At 71.9% G+C, this 19,170-nt stretch carries 17 protein-coding genes and 3 pseudogenes; 14 read left to right on the top strand and 6 right to left on the bottom strand.

Translation table 11 applies throughout. The features are described 5' to 3' along the window. The first annotated feature begins 646 nt into the window (after positions 1-646). Positions 647-2,044 (top strand): sulfite oxidase, encoded by a 1,398-nt coding sequence (locus FGF04_RS26505; RefSeq protein WP_149513880.1) that lies wholly within the window; start codon positions 647-649, stop codon positions 2,042-2,044. 69 nt (positions 2,045-2,113) lie between these two features. Here FGF04_RS26505 and FGF04_RS26510 read toward each other — a convergent pair whose 3' ends face one another. Then, the gene (locus FGF04_RS26510; protein WP_188114251.1) at positions 2,114-2,410 is read right to left on the bottom strand and encodes an antibiotic biosynthesis monooxygenase family protein; all 297 of its coding nucleotides are present in this window, start codon (positions 2,408-2,410) and stop codon (positions 2,114-2,116) included. 197 nt (positions 2,411-2,607) lie between these two features. On the opposite strand from FGF04_RS26510, the gene FGF04_RS26515 reads away from it, so the two are divergent. Continuing rightward, positions 2,608-3,492 (top strand): AraC family transcriptional regulator, encoded by an 885-nt coding sequence (locus FGF04_RS26515; RefSeq protein WP_188114252.1) that lies wholly within the window; start codon positions 2,608-2,610, stop codon positions 3,490-3,492. A 232-nt stretch (positions 3,493-3,724) separates the two neighbouring features. Here the strand turns inward: FGF04_RS26515 and FGF04_RS26520 are convergent, their stop codons facing one another. Then, a complete protein-coding gene (locus FGF04_RS26520) occupies positions 3,725-4,288 on the bottom strand; it encodes a MarR family winged helix-turn-helix transcriptional regulator (RefSeq protein ID WP_149513883.1) in 564 nt (187 codons plus the stop codon). A gap of 59 nt (positions 4,289-4,347) precedes the next feature. On the opposite strand from FGF04_RS26520, the gene FGF04_RS26525 reads away from it, so the two are divergent. Both FGF04_RS26525 and FGF04_RS42125 read left to right on the top strand, forming a co-directional pair. Beyond that, positions 4,348-4,656 carry a putative quinol monooxygenase gene (locus FGF04_RS26525; RefSeq protein ID WP_149513884.1) on the top strand — a complete coding sequence of 103 codons (309 nt, stop codon included), beginning with the start codon at positions 4,348-4,350 and terminating at the stop codon, positions 4,654-4,656. 35 nt (positions 4,657-4,691) lie between these two features. Beyond that, positions 4,692-4,781: pseudogene (locus FGF04_RS42125) on the top strand (IS5/IS1182 family transposase); the annotation flags it as partial. 40 nt (positions 4,782-4,821) lie between these two features. Here the strand turns inward: FGF04_RS42125 and FGF04_RS26530 are convergent. Then, positions 4,822-5,211, bottom strand: coding sequence for a hypothetical protein (locus tag FGF04_RS26530; protein ID WP_149513885.1), 390 nt, complete (start codon positions 5,209-5,211; stop codon positions 4,822-4,824). A 127-nt stretch (positions 5,212-5,338) separates the two neighbouring features. Next, a complete protein-coding gene (locus FGF04_RS26535) occupies positions 5,339-6,067 on the bottom strand; it encodes a TetR/AcrR family transcriptional regulator (protein WP_149513886.1) in 729 nt (242 codons plus the stop codon). Between the two features lie 226 nt (positions 6,068-6,293). Here FGF04_RS26535 and FGF04_RS26540 point away from each other — a divergent pair, with 226 nt between their 5' ends. Continuing rightward, positions 6,294-6,881 (top strand): flavodoxin family protein, encoded by a 588-nt coding sequence (locus FGF04_RS26540; RefSeq protein WP_149513887.1) that lies wholly within the window; start codon positions 6,294-6,296, stop codon positions 6,879-6,881. A 50-nt stretch (positions 6,882-6,931) separates the two neighbouring features. After that, positions 6,932-7,921: an aldo/keto reductase gene (locus FGF04_RS26545; protein ID WP_149513888.1), complete on the top strand. Its 990-nt coding sequence runs from the start codon at positions 6,932-6,934 to the stop codon at positions 7,919-7,921. A gap of 325 nt (positions 7,922-8,246) precedes the next feature. Here the strand turns inward: FGF04_RS26545 and FGF04_RS26555 are convergent, their stop codons facing one another. Further along, positions 8,247-8,867 carry a TetR/AcrR family transcriptional regulator gene (locus FGF04_RS26555; protein WP_149513889.1) on the bottom strand — a complete coding sequence of 207 codons (621 nt, stop codon included), beginning with the start codon at positions 8,865-8,867 and terminating at the stop codon, positions 8,247-8,249. Between the two features lie 123 nt (positions 8,868-8,990). Between FGF04_RS26555 and FGF04_RS26560 the strand changes: the two are divergent. From FGF04_RS26560 to FGF04_RS26580, 5 genes and pseudogenes are all read left to right on the top strand, one after another. After that, positions 8,991-9,272, top strand: a pseudogene (locus tag FGF04_RS26560) (aldo/keto reductase); the annotation flags it as partial. A 144-nt stretch (positions 9,273-9,416) separates the two neighbouring features. Further along, positions 9,417-10,193, top strand: coding sequence for a hypothetical protein (locus FGF04_RS26565; RefSeq protein WP_149513890.1), 777 nt, complete (start codon positions 9,417-9,419; stop codon positions 10,191-10,193). Between the two features lie 180 nt (positions 10,194-10,373). Beyond that, positions 10,374-11,522 carry an ArsR/SmtB family transcription factor gene (locus FGF04_RS26570; protein ID WP_149513891.1) on the top strand — a complete coding sequence of 383 codons (1,149 nt, stop codon included), beginning with the start codon at positions 10,374-10,376 and terminating at the stop codon, positions 11,520-11,522. 181 nt (positions 11,523-11,703) lie between these two features. Continuing rightward, positions 11,704-13,410 (top strand): ABC transporter transmembrane domain-containing protein, encoded by a 1,707-nt coding sequence (locus tag FGF04_RS41715; RefSeq protein ID WP_188114253.1) that lies wholly within the window; start codon positions 11,704-11,706, stop codon positions 13,408-13,410. After that, positions 13,407-15,194 (top strand): ABC transporter ATP-binding protein, encoded by a 1,788-nt coding sequence (locus FGF04_RS26580; protein ID WP_149513893.1) that lies wholly within the window; start codon positions 13,407-13,409, stop codon positions 15,192-15,194. The genes FGF04_RS41715 and FGF04_RS26580 overlap by 4 nt, the downstream gene beginning before the upstream one ends. 607 nt (positions 15,195-15,801) lie before the next feature. Here FGF04_RS26580 and FGF04_RS41315 read toward each other — a convergent pair. Further along, a pseudogene (locus tag FGF04_RS41315) lies at positions 15,802-15,981 on the bottom strand (hypothetical protein); the annotation flags it as partial. Positions 15,982-16,246: 265 nt separating this feature from the next. Here FGF04_RS41315 and pcaDC point away from each other — a divergent pair. The 3 genes from pcaDC to FGF04_RS26600 are packed head-to-tail and all read left to right on the top strand — an operon-like array spanning position 16,247 to position 19,050. Next, positions 16,247-17,533 carry a bifunctional 3-oxoadipate enol-lactonase/4-carboxymuconolactone decarboxylase PcaDC gene (gene pcaDC, locus FGF04_RS26590; protein WP_149514366.1) on the top strand — a complete coding sequence of 429 codons (1,287 nt, stop codon included), beginning with the start codon at positions 16,247-16,249 and terminating at the stop codon, positions 17,531-17,533. Positions 17,534-17,592: 59 nt separating this feature from the next. Beyond that, positions 17,593-18,228, top strand: coding sequence for an MBL fold metallo-hydrolase (locus FGF04_RS26595; RefSeq protein WP_149513895.1), 636 nt, complete (start codon positions 17,593-17,595; stop codon positions 18,226-18,228). Between the two features lie 42 nt (positions 18,229-18,270). After that, positions 18,271-19,050 (top strand): exodeoxyribonuclease III, encoded by a 780-nt coding sequence (locus FGF04_RS26600; RefSeq protein ID WP_149513896.1) that lies wholly within the window; start codon positions 18,271-18,273, stop codon positions 19,048-19,050. The last annotated feature ends 120 nt before the right edge of the window (positions 19,051-19,170 follow it).

A 19,170-nucleotide genomic window follows, 5' to 3' on the forward strand; every position in this document is an offset into this window, starting at 1 on the left:
CAACCACCTCACCCACCCCCGCGGCCACCTGCAGCTCCGCCTCGGCCGCGACGGCCTCTGGTACGCCTACGAATCGGAACCGGACCACGACGACTGGTGGCCCCGCGGCACCCCCGACCTCGATCCGGTCGGCGCCCTCACCGGCCTCGGCTCACCGGTCGAGTTCTGAGCACGGGCCCCGGCCGGACCGGTCCGGCCCGGTTCGGCTGCCGACCGGGCCGATTCACCCGCGAACCGGCACGCGGCCTCGTACCATGACGTGCATGATCTCCAGCCAGTGCCACCCGGCCCCGCGCTCCCACGTGCGTACGCCGCACGGCTGTTGTTGATCCTGGCCGGGCAGAAGCCGCAGCAGAGGCCGCAGTTGGGCCGCAGTTGAGGTCAGGGCCGCAACCCGTGGCCGGACCGCGGACCGCGGACAGCGGTGACCGCCACCGGACGCCCGACCGACCGGTGACCGGGCTCCCGCCCYCACCCCTCACCTGCGCAGCCCGACCCGACCCGGCTTGACCTGACCCGGTCGGACCTGACCCGGTCGGGCCTGACCCGGTCCGGCCCGGCTCGAAGACCCGGCGAGCCGCGCCGTACCCGCCCGCACGCATGTCCGTGAACCTCCCGTGAACTTCCCGAGAGCAGGAGCCCGCCCATGCCCCGTAACAGCGCGCGTACCACCCCACCTACCGGCACCCGTGACGACGAGTCCGTCTACGACCGCCGCAGACTCCGGCAGTGGCTCGCGGGCGAGGCCCGGGCCGACGGTGTCGAGCGCCGCGACCTGCTCCGGCTGCTGGCCGCCGCCGGACTGGCCACGACGGCCGGCGCGGTCACCGCGGGCTTCGCGTCCCCCGCCCTGGCCGCAACCGGAACCGCCGGACGGACCGGGCACACCGAAGAGACCGGACGGACCGGACGGACCGGGGAAGCCGGGGAGATCGGGCGGATCACCCCGGCCGCCGCGGTCCCGGGGATCGTCAAGCCCCTCCCCGACGCATGGTTCACGTCCCGCGGGACCAACGCCGAGACCAAGTTCGAAGCCCTGGCCGGCACCGGCCACCACACCCCCACCGACCGCTTCTTCGTCCGCAACCACACCGCCACCCCCCTCCTGGACCCGCACGACTGGGCCCTGACCGTCTGGGGCGACGGTCTGGTGAAGGACCGCACCGCGCAGTTCACGCTCGCCGACCTGAAGCGCCTGCCCGCCACCACCCGCAGCGCGTTCGTGGAGTGCGCGGGCAACGGCCGCAGCTTCTTCACGACCCAGCAGGGCCAGACCGTGTCCGGCACGGCCTGGACGCTGGGCGCGGTCGGCGCGGCCCGCTGGCGCGGCGTACGGCTCGGCGAGGTGCTGCGCCGGGCCGGGCTGAGCCGTCACGCCGTGGACGTCCTGCCCCGCGGCCTGGACGCCGACTACGTCACGGCGGACGGCACGAACCTCGGCCGGGTCCGCCGCCCGCTGCCCCTGTCGAAGGCCCTGGACGACGTGCTGCTCGCGTACGAGATGAACGGCGAGCCCCTCCCGCCGGACCACGGCAGCCCCGTACGGGTCCTCGTGCCGTCCTGGGTCGGCATCGCGTCGATAAAGTGGGTCGGTGACATCGAGGTCTCCGCGCAGCCGCTGTACTCCCCGTGGAACACGGACTTCTACCGGCTGTTCGGCGACGCGTACCCCGACGAGGGCAGCGCCCCGCTCACCCGCCAGACCCTCAAGAGCGCCTTCGAACTCCCCTGGAACGCAAGCCTGGAGGCCGCCGCCGAGCACCGGCTCACCGGGCGCTCCTGGTCGGGCGCGGGCGCGGTCGCACGCGTCGACGTGAGCACCGACGGCGGGGCGACCTGGCGGCCCGCCCGACTCCACGACACCCCCCGGCGCGCCGACTGGGTGCGCTGGTCCGCCCCTTGGCGCCCGGCGGCCCCGGGACCGTACACGCTGCTGGCCCGCGCGACGGACACCACGGGCCGCACCCAGCCGCGGACCACGCCCCACAACACCCAGGGCTACCTCTTCGACGCGGTGGTCCACCACCCGGTCCAGGCGGTCTGACCCACCCGGCACCACCGCGCACCCGCCCCGGCGGCCCGACGCCCCGGCGCCGAAGCCCCGCCTGCCCCGTCAGGCGGGGCTGAACTCGCCGCGTTCCACGCAAATGATCGGATCCGGTTTCGCGATCGAGAACATCACCTCGGCCAGCGCCATCGCCTCAGGATCTTCGAGTACGGCGGCGTGACTCTCCACGCTGGTCCAATGCGACTGATTCACCACTCTGGTGCCGTCCACGGAAGCGTAGAGAGCCGAACCGAGAAATCCCGGCAGTTCACGGACGACCTCCCCGGCACGGTTGATCGCTTCGACGAGATCCTGCTGCTTTTCCGCGGCAACCGCGAAGATCCCGATCACGGTGACTTTCAAGGCTTCTCCTCCACCCTGCGCATATCTTGCGCATACTCTGCGAAATTGCCGGCGACGATCTTGTGGCCCACATCGCTCGATTCAACGCGCGGGCAGGCCCCGCGGCCATGTGCCACCGTCCGTCACGGATACGCGTTCGTCCGGACGCCGGTCGGTACGACGCCGGTCGGTACGACGCCGGTCTGTACGATGCCGGGGTGGACGTGATCACCGAGGCGATCGGCGGCCTGCGCTCCGGAATCTCCTACGCCCATCGTGTCGACGAGACCGACGACTGGGGCTGGAGCCATCCGCCCTTCGAGGGTGTGGGCTTCTACGTGCTGCTCCACGGCGAGGGCTGGGCGGCTGCTGAGAACGGCCCGTCCTACCGGGTCACGGCCGGTGACGTCGTGCTCTGCCCGAACGGTGCCCGGCACGGCTTCAGCCGCCGCCCACGCCCGCTGGACGACCTCCCCACGTGCCGCCACGGAAGGAGTGCCGCCGAAGGCGAGGTCAGGAACGCAGAGGCGCAAGTGATCTGCGGCGCCTACCGGTTGACCCGCGGCCGCGTGCATCCCTTCCTGCGCGGCATGCCCCCGCTCGTGGCCGTACCCGGCCTGGGCGCCGAGCGGGCACTGGTCGCGCTGCTCGGCCAGGAGGTCGCCGAGGAACGCCACGGCACGGCGGCCACCCGGGCCGCGCTGATCGACCTCATGCTGGTCACGCTGCTGCGCTCCTACGCCCCGCCGGAACAGGACGATCCAGGCATCGCCGCGGCCCTCGACGCGATCCACGCGAACCCTCGCGCACCGTGGAACGTGCGCCGGCTGAGCGAGGTGGCCGGCCTGTCCCGCACCGTCTTCACGGGACGCTTCAGCTCGTCGACCGGCACACCACCCATGGCGTACGTCTCCGGCGTGCGCCTCGATCTCGCCGCGCGCCTGTTGCGGGGCACGACCCGCCCGCTTTCCGCGATCGCCCATGAGGTCGGATACGCCTCGGAGTTCGCGTTCGCCACCGCCTTCCGCCGCACATACGGCGTCCCGCCCGGCCGCTTCCGTCACGAGACACCCACGGAGGCCCCCTCACAAGAGGGCGCGTGATGCTCGGGGCATTGGGACCGATGAAGCCGTCGAGCCGGACGCTCTCGGTCGTGACCGACGAACCCAAACTGCCCCCACGGACCCAATGACCCCCGCCTACCGGACAGCGTGAGCGGCCCGGATCCTGCCCCACGGGACGAGCCGGACTCGACCTCGACCTTGTCCCGTGCACCGCGCATCCGCACGCTCTCCGGCGGCGCCCCGAATGCCCCGGGCCGCCGCAACGGCGCGGTCATCCGTCGGAAGTCTCCCCAGCCAGGTGTGAGGCGCCGCGGCTGAGCAGACCGTAGAGCACGTCGCGCTCCTGAGCGGTCAGGCCGGGGAGTAGTTGGGACAGGCCGTCGTCCGCCAGGAGGTCCGCCTTGCGCAGTGCCCTACGTCCGGCGGGTGTGACGACGACCCGGCTGCGGCGGCGGTCCGCCGGATCGCGGCGCCGTTCCACCAAGCCCGCTTCCTGGAGGCGGTCGACGGCGATGACTGCGATACCGGGTGCCTTCCCCAGCAGGCGAGCGAGTTCTTGCTGGGTGCCGGGCGCATCGGTGGTGAGGATGGCGAGTACCGCGTAATCGCGGCCGTTGAGTCCGCTGGGCGCCAGCCAGTCGTCACCAGCGGCTTCGAGAGCGGTGCCGATGCGAGCGAGCAGCAGGGACGGGCGACTTGCGACGCCTGCGGCGAAGGCTCGACCGTCCGGCCCGCCGCCGGCGGCAGGGGACGGTGAAGAGCGACCGGCAGCAGAATCATTCATGCGTTGCATGATATCTGGATCGAGTGATACTTTCAGGCTGGCATCATTCAACGGTTGAATGGTTTCGGCGTTGCAGTCAGGTGGGCGTCGTCACCGTACGGAGGAGACCCATGACCATCGTGATCCACGGTGTGGCGCGCGTTCAGCCCGAGATGCTCGATGAGGTTCTGACGGCCGCGGCGCTGATAAGCAGGTCGAGCCGGACCGAGCCGGGCTGCAACCGCTACCAGTTCTCCCAAGATGTCGCGGATCCGACCGTCTTGGTTCTGATGGAGGAGTGGGCGTCCGAGGAAGCACTGCAGACCCATCTGGCGTCATCGGAATTCGCCGAATTCGCCGAGACCTTCAGCCGCGCGTTCGACGGAACTCCCGAGTTCGTGCGCTTCAGCGCCCATGACGGCGAGCCCCTCTTCGGCTGACTCTGCCTCCTGTCCGCTTGGCTCCGGGGTCGCGCAAGGCGGTACGGGAGCGCGGTGGCAACGGCGCGATACGGGATCGGCCGTGGAGTCTGCCGCCGGCCGAGCGGGTGCTGCTGGTCGCGGTGGACGCCGAACACGCCGGCCGCCTAGGCCGTTTCGTCTGGATCAGGTGGTGGAGGCCGGATGGATGCACAAGGAAGGCGCGTCCGACCGCAGGATGATCTCGCCCCAGTCGCCCACGATCTTGTAGCTGGCATCGAGCCTGGCAAGGGAGTCAACTGATCCGAAGTCGGCACTGCCACTCGCGTCGATCGCCGGCTTGATGACGCTCTGGCCCGTCCAGTGCAGGTCACGCACGGACGCGAAGACGAGCGTGGCCGGTCGGAAGCAGGCACGTTCCCCCGGTGGCGGGGTCCCGTATCGGGGGTGCCCGAGCAGGAGCAGCAGATCGAGTTCGAGGGTCAGGACACCAGGGTGGACCGCGATGTCGAGTACGTAGCTGTCCTCCAGGCTGACGTTCTCGAACCCCGGAAAGCTCGGGTAGTTGTCGTGCATGGCTCACCTTTCGGACCGGCTGCAAGCCGTTGATCATGACTCGGCCGAAGGGTCGCCGACTGCTGGAGGGCCTTGTGGCCGACCGCTGTGACTGAACGGCCACCGCCTGCGGAGCGATCGGCCCGGTTCAGCCTGCCAGTTGCTGGAGCCATTCGCGCAGCAGCGCCGTTTCGGTGTCTCGCAGAGGTACCCCGGTGCCCGCAGCCGGGGCCTTGGTGGCGAGCGCGGTTTCCAGTGCCGCGTCGAGGGCGAGTGCGCGCGAGGCCAGGTCCGACCCGGACGAGGAGGGCGGGTCCGTGGTGATCGAGGCGATGACGGTGTCCCGCAGCCGTGCCGAAATGGTCAGGTCCCGCTCCGCGGGCTCTTCGCCGATCAGTGTCAGCGTGGCACCCGTGGTCGCCGCGTGGATGACGCGGGTCGCCTGTACCACCGGAACCCGAAGGCGCCCGGCCTCGGCCGCCCGGCCCAGCAGTGTCACCAGCAGGGCGTGCGCCTCGTCCGCGGCGGGGGGCCGCTGCCCGGGCTGCACCGTGCCGTACATGAGCATGTAGAACGCGGGGTGCCGCACTCCGAAGTCGACGTGCAGGTCCCAGCCGCGATAGAGGTCGGCCACCGGGTCGTCGGGGGTCAGCGCCAGCGCTTCGCGTTTCTCGGCCAGGTACATCTCGAACCCGTAGGCGGCCAGTTCGGCCAGGAGTCCGTCCTTGTCGTCGAACATCCGGTACAGCGCGGGGGCCGTGATGCCCGCTGCTGCGGCGACCGCGCGCGTGGAGACCGCTTCGCTGCCGCCCTCTTCCAGGAGCTTGGCGGCCACCTGCAGTACCTGGCGCCGCGCGGCGCGTCGTCCCTCGTTCATGGAACAACGATATCGCATATTGCGTATCGCCGTCTTATCGGTGATACGGTTTTAACCGGAACAGCGATCCACGCTGATGGTGGTCGGCGCCGACCCGGGACACCTGGGCATGCGCCGCACCGGCAGCTGGCAGCTGACCGCCGACCGCCGACCGCCGCAGCGGGCACCGCGCCGTCCGCCGGACCATCACCGAACACGCCGCCGTCGCGGCAGGAGAGGAACATCCGTGTCCGACATCTCGATCGTCATCGCGTCGCATTCCGGCTACGGCCACACCGCGCAGATCGCCGCTGCCGTCGCGGACGGCGCGCGCTCCGTCGCCGGGACGCAGGTCCAGCGCGTGGACGTCGCCTCCCTCAGCGACGCCGACTGGGACCTGATGGACGCCGCGGACGCCATCATCTTCGGTACCCCCACCTACATGGGCACCGCGTCCGGGGCGTTCCACACCTTCGCCGAGGCCACCAGCAAGCGGTGGATGACCCGCGCCTGGAGCGACAAGCTGGCGGCGGGATTCACCAACTCCGGCTCCATGAGTGGCGACAAGCTGCACACCCTGCAGTACCTGGCGCTCCTGGCGGCCCAGCACGGAATGCTCTGGGTGAGCCTGAACCTCCTGCCGGGCTGGAACACCACCACATCCGGCCCCCAGGACGACAACCGCCTCGGCTTCTACCTCGGCGCCGGCGCACAGAGCTTCAACGACACCCCCGCGGTCCACGACGCGGACCTCAGCACCGCCCGCCACCTCGGCCGGCGCGTCGCCGAGCACACCCGCATCCACCGCGCCGGACTGACCGCCGCAGCCCACTGACACAACGGGCCGCAGAAATCGCCTTCCAGTTTCTCTCCGAGGAGTGAGTCATGCAGCACCGGACACTCGGAAGTCAGGGTCTTGAGGTCTCGGCGATCGGCTACGGCGCGATGGGCCTGACCATGGCCTACGGTCCCACCGACGAGGAGGCCGGTGTCGCCGCCCTGCGCCGCGCGCACGACCTGGGCGTCACCTTCTTCGACACCGCCGAGATGTACGGCTGGGGCACCGGATCCAACGAGATCCTGGTCGGAAAGGCGGTCAGGGACTTCCGCGACGACGTGGTCCTGGCCACCAAGTTCGGCGTCGACATGTCGGTGCCGCCTGAGCAGATCGGCGGTCCTCTCAACAGCCGGCCCGACAACATCCGCAAGGTCGCCGACAACAGCCTGCGCCACCTCGGCGTGGACCACATCGACGTCTTCTACCAGCACCGCGTCGACCCCCAGGTGCCCATCGAGGAGGTCGCGGGCACCGTCAAGGAGCTCATCGACGCGGGCTGGGTGAAGTACTTCGGTCTCAGCGAGGCCGGACCCGAGACGATCCGTAGAGCGCACGCCGTACAGCCGGTCTCCGTCCTGCAGAGCAAGTACTCCCTGTTCGAACGGGACGCCGAGCAGCTCTTCCCTGTCCTGGACGAACTCGGCATCGGCTTCGTCGCCTACTCGCCCCTGGGCCGCGGCTTCATCACCGGCACCGCCAAGCCCGCCGGCCGGTACGAAGCCACCGACATACGCACCGTCGACCCGCGCTGGCAGCCGGGCAACTTCGAGAAGAACCTCGAAGCCGTCGACCGGCTCGCCGAACTCGCGGCGGCCAAGGGCGCCACCGTCTCCCAACTCGCCCTGGCCTGGCTCCTGACCCGGGGCGAACACATCGTGCCCATCCCCGGAACCCGCAGCCAAAAGCGCATCGAGGAAAACGCCGCCGCCGCCGACCTGACCCTCACCGACACCGACCTCAAGGCCATCGACGAGATCCTCCCGCATGGCGGCTTCGGCGCCCGCTACACCGAGGGCCGCGTGCCCACCTGGATCTGACCCCACCCCAGGACAGCTGCCGCTCAGATCAGCATGGTGACCCACCGCACGACTGCATGAGGGCAGGTCGAGTGCGGCAGGGCGGATGGCCAACGAGGCCCCCGGGCAACGTGATGGAGACGTAAGACATCTCGATCAACAGTCCGGGGGCCTCGCTCGTCGCGCTCCACGGCCCGTCACCCCATCGGTGGCGACCTCGAAGAAGCTCACTCGGGGGCGCTCCCTGAACTCGATGGCGCTGTCACCGTCGTTGGCTCCGCCTGCACCGGTGAGGGGCCCGGCCCGACCGGGAAGGGTTCCCGTGCGCCGGCACCGGCGCGGGGCATCACGGTCGGTCTGTCGTGCGGCGCAGCCCGTCGGTGAACACCTCGACGACGCGCTGGTTGTGTTCCGGCTCCCGTCCGGGGGCGGGCTGGGACAGCTGGGTGACGGCGTGCAGGATGTCCTCGGCGCTGACGTCGTCGCGCACCGTGCCGGCGGCCACCGCCGCGTTCAGCAACGCTTCCAGGACGGGGCCCAGCCGCTGCAGGAAGTATCCGGGCAGGCCGGCGAAGGCCGGATCGCCGGAGTGCAGTGCCGAGGCCAGTCCGCGTTTGGTCGCCAGCAGCCCCGCGAGCCGGCCGATCCACTCGGTGAGCGCCTCGGCCGGTGCCAGCGCCGCGCCCAGTTCGGGACCGGCGTCGGCGACGGCGTCGATCCCGCTCTCCACGACGGCCTGGACCAGGTCGGCACGGCGCGGGAAGTGCCGGTAGAGCGTACCGACCCCGACGCCCGCCAGATCGGTGATCTCCTTCGCGGGCGCGTCGACGCCGGAGGTGGCGAAGACGGTTCGCGCGGCCTCGATCAATGCGTCGACATTGCGGCGCGCGTCCGCCCGCTGCCGCCGCGGTGCCAGGCCCTCCGGACCAGGGGGCGCCGTTGCGGCTTGTGCCCGGTTCCGGGACACACCATCACCTCCGTCTATGCAAGCGGAAAAGTTTTCCGTATAGTTCCGGAAAAGCTTTCCGTTTAGTGCAGCGTACGGCACTCGTACGCTGCTGACCAGCGTGCGAACTCGCAGGAGAGCCACATGCGCCACCGCCCTCTCGGCCGGACCGGCATCCAGGTCAGCCCCTACGCCCTGGGCAGGCTGATGTTCGCCACCGCCATGGGCAACGAGCCCGAGGGATCGGCCCGGATCATCCACAAGGCCCTGGACGCCGGCATCGACTTCGTCGACACCGCCGACGCCTACGGCGATTCCGAGGACGTCGTGGGCAGGGCGCTGCAGGGGCGTCGGGACAGCGTCGTCCTCGCCACCAAGTTCGGCCGCCCGACGGGCAAGGACCAGGACCCCAACCGGCGGGGCGCCGGTCTGTCTGGCACCGACATCGGCACCCTCGACCAGGCCTACCGGCCCCCGGCCGTGGAGGACCCGGACCTGCGCCGCCGTCCCCTGACCGCCCGCCCCGCCGCCTGACCACACACCTCTGCTAGCGCACCGGAAAGGTCTTTCATGAGCAACGTCGCCATCGAGTGCACCGTCGACGGACAGCCCTACTCGGCCGAGCAACTCGACACACTGCGCCATGTGCGGAATCTGCACGTGCTGCACCAGATGAAGCGGCTCGGCGCGAGCATCGAACTGCACGACAACCCGCTGTCCGACGACGAGATCGACTTCCTCGGCGCCGAGGACGCCCACGACATCAACGTGGCGACGACCTTGGCGTACGGCCCGGAAGGCATACGCAAGCTGTTCGCGGAGCCGCTGCGGACGTCCGATCGGCTGTGGAAGGAATGGAACGCCGCCTCCGCCGGACTGCCGTTGCAGCAGGCGCGCGCCGAGATCAAGGTGACCGGGGTGACCCTGGAGGAATTCCGTGCTCACGTGGTCGACTTCGACGAGCTCCAGAAACTGGTCGTGGCGGCCAATCCCGATCACTTCTTCTTCTGTCCGCAGAAGCCTGGGGTCGCCCGTGCCATGGAGACGTTCGGCATGTACGGCACCCCGACCGAGGTGCTGGTGGCGTCCGACCCCGATCTCCCGGCGCCCTTCGACCTCGACGAGGGGTTCCAGCTGTTCCTCGCCGGACACACCGAACTGGCCGACGACAACACTCCGATCGACATCATCGCCTACCACCAGTGCAGGCCCCTGCCCGACGGCATCCACATCAAGCTCTGCGCGCTCTTCCCCGCGAAGGCACCGAAGGAGCTGGTCGAGGGACACCGACTGCACCTGGCGGTCGAATTCGCCGCAACACTCGAAATGATCGCCGCCGCACGCTGACCCCGACCTGGAGTCCCCTGCAGGATCGGGCTCCGCCCGGTTCGCCGGAGCAGCAGGGCCATGTCGCCCGCCAGCAGGTTCAGCGCCTCGTGGCCCCCGGCGAGGGCCTCCACCAACTGCCCCGGACCCACGCCCCGTTCCTTACTCTGGCACCGTGAGGGCAGCGAGCGGGGGCGTCCGATGATCCGTATCCAACTGGACGAGGTCACCCTGTCGCGCACCCGGCTGGCCATCAGTCCCGCCGCCGAGGTGATCGCGGCGCTGGAGCTGCTGCACCGAGGTGGCGGGCGCGCGCCCTGGCCGTACACGGGGTGGGCCGAGCAGGCGGCCGCGGTGCTGGCGTCCGTGCCGCAGACCGCCCCGCTGTGCCTGTACCCGCAGCTGTACGGTGTGGGCCGCGCCCGGCGCACCCCTGACCTGTTCGAGCCGTTCGTGCCCCAGCCCGATCCGGGGCTGGACGCCGAGCTGGCGGTGCTGCGGACGACACCGGGTGACGTGGTGGAGTACCAGTTCACCCGGCACTATCCGGAAGGGGTCCCGGACTTCCTGCTCCCCTACCGCGAGGACCGGGAGCGGGCTTTCGGACGGCTCGCCGACGCTTTCGAGGTGTTCTGGCGCGAGGCGATGGCCCCGTACTGGCCGCTGATGCGCACGGTGCTGGAGGAGGAGATCCTGCTGCGGGCGCGGTCGCTTGCCGGCAACGGCGCGGAGGCCGTACTGGCCGGGCTGGGGGGACCGGCGCTGTGGGAGCCGCCGGTGCTGTCGCTGCCCAAGGCCAAGGAGTCGCGGCTCACGGCGACGGGGCAGCGGCTGCTGCTGGTGCCGCTGGTGTTCGCCCACGGGCGGATGGGCTGCTCGACCGACCAGCCGGACCTGCTGCGGGTCACGTACCAGGCGCGGGGTGCGGCCGTGCTGGCGGGCGGCGCCGCGGTGGATCCGGTGCCGGGGGACCGTCTCGTCGCGCTGCTGGGGCAGCGCCGGGCCGCCGTGCTGCGGGCGCTGGTGGTGCCGGCCACGACGTCGGCGCTGGCCCGGCTGCTGGGACTGGCACCGAGCACCGTGTCGCAGCAGTTGAGCGGGCTGCGGGCGGCGGGGATGGTGCACCGGCGGCGGGCCGGACGGCGCGTGTACTACGGACTGGAACCGGCGGGGGAGGAGCTGCTCGGCCTGTTCGGGGTCCGCGACCAGGCGGTCGGGGCATCCCGGGCGGCCGGGCCGGCCGGACCGGAGGGGCTGCCCGAACCGGAGGGGCTGCCCGGACCGGAGGGGCTGCCCGGACCGGAGGGGCTGCCCGGCGGCGCTGCCACTGCTGTTCCAGGACTCGGGTAGGGCGGTCGCGCGGCAGGCACGATTCGCCTGCGCCGAATCCTTGGGCCGGACCGGGTGCACCGGCCTAGCGTCGCGTCGTCTCCGACAGGAGGCGGCTTCGACGAAAGGCTCCGGCATGGCAGGCATAGCAGGTATGGCAGGCAGGACAGGCGGGGACAGACGCGTACGTGCGCTGCGGCATGTGCGCGCCCGCGCACCGCGCAGCGTTCTCGTCGAGGTACTGCGGCGGCGCCGTCGTGCGCTCGCGGTCGGCTGCCTGGCCTCGACCGTGCACCAGGTGTGCGAGGCGCTGGTGCCACTGGCGATCGGCCTCACCGTCGAGCGGGCGGTGGCGGGCGGTGACCCGGGCCGCATGGCGGTGGCCCTCGGACTGATCCTGCTCCTGTTCGCCGTCCTCGCCACCGGCGGCGGCGTCTCGTACTGGGTGCTGAACAGGGCCGTGCAGCAGGAGGCGCACCGGCTGCGGGTCGCCGCCGTGGGCCGGGTCCTTGCCGCACCGGGCGCGGCGGCCGGCCGTACGCCGGGCGAGTTGCTGTCGGTGGTGACCTCGGACGCGACGGCGACCGCGCGGGTGCCGGCCCTGCTCACCCGCGTCCTGTCGTCGGTGGCCGCACTGGCGGTGACCGCCGTCGTCCTGCTGCGCATCGACGTCGTCCTGGGGCTGTGCGTCGTCCTGGCCGTACCGCCGCTCGTCGTGGCCGTCGACGCGGCGGGGCCGAGGCTGGAGGCCCGCCTGCGGGAGCGCCAGCAGGCCGCGGGGCTGACGGCGGCGCTCGCCGCCGAACTGGTGCGCGCCCTGCGGGTGTTGCGGGGTTTCGGCGGCCAGACGGAGGCGGCCCGGCGCTACCGGACGCTGAGCCACGACTGCCTGGATGCGGATGTCACCGCCGCGCGGGCCTCCGCGCTCGTGCTGGGTGCGACGCTCACGGCGACGGCGGCCGTGACGACGGCGGTGGTGGCACTGGCGGCCGTGATGGCGTACTCGGGCCGCATAGGTGTCGCGCAGTTCGTGACCGTCGCGGCGACGGCGCCGTTCGTCGCCGATCCGGTCGCCGGGGCGATGGCAGCCCTGCAGCAGTGGGCCGCGGCCCGTGCGAGCGCCTCCCGGCTCGGCCCGCTGCTGCACGGCGCACCGCCCCTGCCCCGCCAGGCGGTCGCCCCGGCGCGGGCCCTGGCTCCGGCCCCGGCTCCGGACGGCGGGCTACGGTTGCGCGCGGTGGGCGTGGCGGATGCCGTGCCGTTCAGCCTGGACCTGGCGCAGGGTGAGGCCCTCGGCGTGGTGGCCGTGGATCCGGCGGTGGCGTCGGCCTTCGTCGAGGTCCTCGCCGGGGACCGGCCGCCCCGGACGGGCGCGGTGCACGCGGGCCGCACCTCCCCGGACCCGGCGCACCCCCGGCGGCTGCGCCGTCACGTCCTGGCCGCGCCGCACGCCGTGCACCTGTTCGGCCGCACCGTGGACGAGATGCTGGACAGCGGACGGGAGCATCACCCGGCGCGGCACGCACGTGCTCTGGACGTCGCCGCACTGGGCGCGGTGACCGCCGCACGGGGCGCGGCGGCGGCCGAACCTGCCGACGGAGCCACGGATCTGTCCGGCGGCCAGCGTCAACGCCTCGCGCTGGCACGGGCGGTGGCCGCGGATGCGTCCGTCCTCGTCCTGCACGACCCGCTGACCGCGGTCGACGCGGTCACCGAGGACGAGGTGGCCGACCGGCTCTTCACGGCGCGGCGCACGGACGGCGGCATCACCGTGGTGGTCACCTCCTCGCCGCCGCTGCTGGCGCGCTGCGACCGGGTCCTCTTCGTCGGACACGACAACATCCCCGTCCTCGCCACCCACCCCACCCTGCTGGACGTGCCCGACTACGCCGAAACGGTACTGCGATGACAGCGACTCCCCTGCCCGTCGCCTCCGGCCGGCACGCCCTCGCCCACCTGGCCCGGATCGCCCGCCGGCACCCACGGGACTGTGCGGCCGCCCTGGGCTGGACGCTGGCGGCCGGGGTGTGCGGCGTCCTGGTGCCGCTGCTGCTGGGCGATCTCGTGGACGCCGTACGCGCCCACCACGCGGACCTGGCCGGCCTGTTGATCCGGACCGCGCTGACCGCGCTCGCGGGAGCGCTGTGCACGGCGGCCGCGCAGCGCGCCACGGTGGTGCTGGGCGCCCGGATCGCGGCCCGGCTGCGCGAGGACGTCGTCGTACGGGTGCTGGCGCTCGACCCGCGCGCGGCCGAGGCGGCCGGCGGAGGCGAGGTGACCTCGCGGGTCACGGAGGACATGGAGAACTTCACCACCGCCGTGCCGCTGCTGGCCCAGGTCTCCACCGCCACCGGCACGATCGCCGTCTCACTGGCCGCCTTCGCCTCCCTGGACTGGCGCCTGGCCCTGGCCTTCCTGACGGTGGTGCCGGTGTACGTGCTCGGTCTGCACGCCCACCTGCCCCGGGCAGCCCGGCAGTACGCCCAGGAGCGCACCGCGGCGGCGGAGCGCGGAAGGGTGGTGCTGGAGTCCCTGCACGGGGCGCGCACCGTCGACGCGTACGACATGGCCGTCCTGCAGACCGGCCGGGTCGACGCCGCCTCCGGGCACGCCCTGACGGCGGGGCTGCGCGCCACCTGGCTGTCACTGTGGCTGGCGAAGTCGATGAACGCCGCGGAGGCCCTCGGCCTGTGCGCGATCCTGCTGACCGGGGCCCTGCTGGTGGACGCCGCAGAGGTGAGCGTCGGCGCGGTCGCGGCGGCCGGACTGCTCTTCCACCGGCTGTTCGACCCGCTGGGCACCCTGCTGACCTCGTTCGACCAGGTCCAGCGGGCCGGTGCGGCGCTCGCCCGGGTCGTCGGCGTCGCAGCCCTGCCCGCACCGGCGGCCGGGCCCGCCCGCCTGCCGTCCGGGCCGGTCACCGTCGAGGCGCGCGGCCTGCGCTTCTCCTACGGTCCCGGGCGCGGCGACGTACTGCACGGCGTCGACCTGGTGGTGCCGCCGGACACCTCGCTGGCCGTCGTCGGCGCGAGCGGCGCCGGCAAGACCACGCTCGCGCACCTCCTCGGCGGAGTCCTCGCCCCGCCCCGGGGGCGCGCGGTGTTCGCGGACCGGCTGGGCCGCATGGACGTGCGGGAGATGAGCGACGAGGACCGTCCGGCCTGGGTCGGGGTGATCGCACAGGAACCCCACGTCTTCACCGGCACCCTGCGCGACGATCTGACCCTTGCCGCACCCGATGCCGACGACAGGGCCGTCCAAGCCGCACTGGACGCCGTGGGCGCGCGCTGGGCGGCGGCGCTGCCCGACGGCCTGGACACCCGGATCGGTGTCGGCGGCCATCCGCTGGACGCCGCCCAAGGACAGCAACTCGCCCTCGCCCGCATCATGCTGGCGGACCCGCCGGTCGTCGTCCTCGACGAGGCGACGGCCGAAGCCGGCAGCGCGCATGCCCGCGTGCTGGAGGACGGCGCCCACGCCCTGGTGCGCGGCAGGACCGCGCTCGTCGTCGCCCACCGTCTCTCCCAGGCCCGCCGCTGCGACCGCATCGCCGTGCTGGCCGACGGCCGCGTCGAGGAACTCGGCACCCACGCCGAACTCCTGGCCCTCGGCGGACGGTACGCGGCCCTGTGGTCGGCGTGGACGGAGCACGGCGCCCCGGTACGGGGACACGCCGTGGCCTCCGAGGAGTGAGCCCGCTCCCACCTCCCATGACAAGCAGGAACGAATTGTCGCTGTGTTCGTCCAGGCTGATCCATGAGGGCTGCAGGGCGTTGGCGGCGTGATCTGATAGGACGCGTTCCTCTTGCATATGCCGGAGGCATGCATCAAGGATTCACTCGTTTGAGTGCCTATCTCTAGGGGGCCCTGAACTCTGCGTGAGGCTACCGTGAAGGGATGGAGTCCGAACCAGGGTCATATGACCCCGTATGCCTTCGAGTTGAGGTTTTGGCCCGCGAAGAGGAATTGCGGGGATTGGTGAAGGAGTTAGGCAAAAGAGGATATCTTGATGCCAGTTGTGGTGTACGTGACGCGGCTGACTCGCTGCTGAAGGTCGGCCGGTTGCTCCCGACCGGCAGATGCGCGGGTACCCGGCCCCCGTCGAACTGGATGTACGTGGACATCCCCACGGAACGGGCAGGCATGGCTACGGGTCCAGTACGGCTGCATGCCATGGCCCGTAGAGCCATGCGGCTGAAGAAGGAACAGCGAGCGAGCGACGGCTGGTCCTAGCTCGACTCCGAGCGTCAATCGGGGATCTTGGACGGCCGGCCCGGCGCAAGGCCCGCCGCGCGTACGGGAACCAGCGCATGACCTCGTACGGGACGTCGGTGTGTCCTGCGTTCGGGGTGGAGCACACGGTCGGCTCCCGTGCCGGATCCTCGTCGGGGACGACCGCGGTCACGAGAGTCCGTTGCCCGGCCACGTGCTCGTGGACGGACCGGGAGCCGTTCCGCGCGGGCGGCAGTTGCGGGCGCAAGCCTACATGATCATGGACGAAAGCGGCCTTCGCAGGGTCCGTCTGTACGATGCTCGGGCGTCGTGCTTGACCTGCCTGGCGGACAACGGGGTGCCGGATCACCCGCTCGCCCCGTGAGCCGGGCACACCAACGCGAACACGACCAGAAGTGGTACGTGAAGCCGGACGTGGCGGACCTGCTTCCAGCAGCGGAGGCATGGGGAGGTCTCGCGGGGGGTGTGTGACAGATCGTGACAGATGAAGGTGTGAACCCGTGACCGAAGCCATGATCAATACGCTGCAACACCGCTTTGACGGGCCGGAGGACGCCCCGGTCCTGATCCTGGGACCCAGCCTCGGTACCACCTGGCACATGTGGGACCGGCAGGTTCCCGAGCTGGCCAAGCAGTGGCGGGTCTTCCGGTTCGACCTGCCGGGGCACGGCGGCGCGCCGGCGCACCCCGCCGGATCGGTCACCGAGCTCGCCGAGCGGCTGCTGGCCACCCTCGACGCCCTCGGCGTCCAGCGGTTCGGGTACGCGGGCTGCGCGCTCGGCGGCGCGGTCGGCGCCGAACTGGCGCTGCGCCGCCCGGACCGCCTCGCCTCGCTCACCCTGATCGCGGCCTCCCCGCGCTTCGGCACGGCCGACGAGTTCCGCCAGCGCGGTGTGATCGTCCGGTCCAACGGCCTGGACCCCATCGCGCGCACCTCCCCCGAGCGCTGGTTCACCAGCGGCTTCGCCGCGGCGCAGCCCGCGATCACCGAGTGGGCCGTGCAGATGGTGCGCACCACCGACCCGGGCTGCTACATCGCCGCCTGCGAGGCGCTGGCCGCGTTCGACATCCGCGCCGAACTCGGCCGCATCGGGGTGCCGACCCTCGTCCTGGTCGGCTCGGACGACCAGGTGACCGGCCCCGCCGAGGCCCGCACCCTGGTGGCCGGGATACCCGACGCCCGTCTCGCGGTCGTGCCCGGCGCCTCCCACCTGGTGCCCGTGGAGCAGCCCGCCGCGGTCACGGACCTCCTCGTACGGCACTTCTCCACCGCCTGGCAGCAGCCGGCCTACGACTCGTCCACCGGGCAGATGGCGGTCGTCGTCCCGCCCGCGCATGCGGCGCCCGTCGTGCAGCAGCAGGCGTCGCCCGTCGCCGAGATCGCGCCCGCCCCCCAGCCCGAGGCGGTCGTGGGCCGACCCGACCCGTACGACGCCGGCCTCAAGGTCCGCCGCGAGGTGCTCGGGGACGCCCACGTGGACCGGGCGCTGGCCCAGGCCGACGAGTTCTCCGGGGACTTCCAGGAGTTCATCACCCGCTACGCGTGGGGCGAGATCTGGGCCCGGCCCGGCCTCGACCGGCGCTCGCGCAGCTGCGTCACCCTCACCGCCCTGGTCGCGGGCGGCCGCCTCGACGAGCTGGCCTTCCACACCCGGGCCGCGCTGCGCAACGGCCTCACCCCGGTCGAGATCAGGGAAGTGCTCCTCCAGGCGGCCGTCTACTGCGGCGTACCGGCGGCGAACAGCGCCTTCAAGGTGGCGCAGCAGGTCATCCGCGAGGAGACCACACCGCAGGAGTGAGGACCGCGCGGGCCCCCTCGGGGGAGCCCGCGCCGGCGCCCGGAGGCAGGATGGAGGACATGAAGCTCACGAAGAAGTCGCACGCCTGCATCCGTCTGGAGAAGAACGGCCGCACCCTCGTCATCGATCCCGGCGTCTTCAGCGAGGCGGACGCCGCGGTCGGCGCGGAGGCCGTCCTCGTCACGCACGAGCACCCCGACCACTTCAGCGAGGGGCACCTGCGGGCCGGTCTCGAAGCCGACCCCGGGCTGCAGGTCTACACGCTGAAGTCGGTCGCCGACCAGCTCGCGGCCGCGTTCCCCGGGCGGGTGCACACCGTCGGCCACGGCGACACGTTCACCGCCGCGGGATTCGACGTGCAGGTCCACGGCGAGCTGCACGCCGTGATCCACCCCGACATCCCGCGCATCACGAACGTCGGCTTCCTCGTCGACGGCGGGCGCGTCTTCCATCCGGGTGACGCGCTCACCGTCCCCGGCCACGCCGTCGAGACGCTGATGCTGCCCGTGCAGGCGCCCTGGAGCAAGATCTCCGAGGTCATCGACTACGTCCGCGAGGTGAAGCCGCAGCGCGCGTACGACATCCACGACGCCCTCCTCACCGACCTGGCGCGTCCCGCGTACGACCGGCAGATCGGCGCGCTGGGCGGGTCCGAGCACCTGCGGCTGGCGCCGGGCGAGACCGCCGACCTCTGAGCCGGCCGGTGGGTGTCACAGGCGCCCGGTAGGTTGTGGTCCATGCGTATCGCCACCTGGAACGTGAACTCGGTCACCGCCCGTCTGCCGAGGGTGCTGGCCTGGCTGGAGAGCACCGGCACGGACGTGCTGTGCATCCAGGAGACCAAGACCACGGCCGAGCAGTTCCCGTCCGAGGAGCTCCGCGAGCTGGGCTACGAGTCCGCGGTGAACGCGACGGGCCGGTGGAACGGCGTGGCGGTGGTGTCCCGCGTGGGCCTGGAGGACGTCGTGCGCGGCCTGCCGGGCGGCCCGGAGTACGAGGGTGTCGAGGAGCCGCGCGCCGTCTCCGCGACCTGCGGACCGGTGCGCGTCTGGTCGGTCTACGTGCCGAACGGCCGCGAGGTGGACCACCCGCACTACGCGTACAAGCTCCAGTGGTTCGAGGCCCTGAGGGCGGCGGTCGCCGAGGACGCGGCGGGCGGCCGCCCGTTCGCGGTGCTGGGCGACTACAACGTGGCGCCGACGGACGACGACGTCTTCGACCGGTCCCTCTTCGAGGGCTCCACCCATGTCACCGAGGCCGAGCGCGCCGCCCTCGCCGCCCTGCGCGGGACCGGCCTCACGGACGTGGTCCCGCGCCCCCTCAAGTACGACCACCCGTTCACGTACTGGGACTACCGCCAGCTCGGCTTCCCCAAGAACCGGGGCATGCGCATCGACCTGGTCTACGGCAACGCCCCCTTCTCGAAGGCGGTCACCGACGCCTACGTGGACCGGGACGAACGCAAGGGCAAGGGAGCCTCGGACCACGCCCCGGTGGTCGTGGACCTGGAGGTCTAGCCCGCTGCATCCAGGGGCGCCCCGTGAGGGGCGCGGGGAACTGCGCGACCAGCCACAGCCGGCCGGCACCCGAATCACCACCGGACCGGCCCCCCAACCGCCCGCGCCCCACCCCTACAG

This window comes from Streptomyces apricus (genome assembly GCF_008369065.1).
Taxonomy (GTDB): Bacteria; Actinomycetota; Actinomycetes; order Streptomycetales; family Streptomycetaceae; genus Streptomyces; species Streptomyces apricus.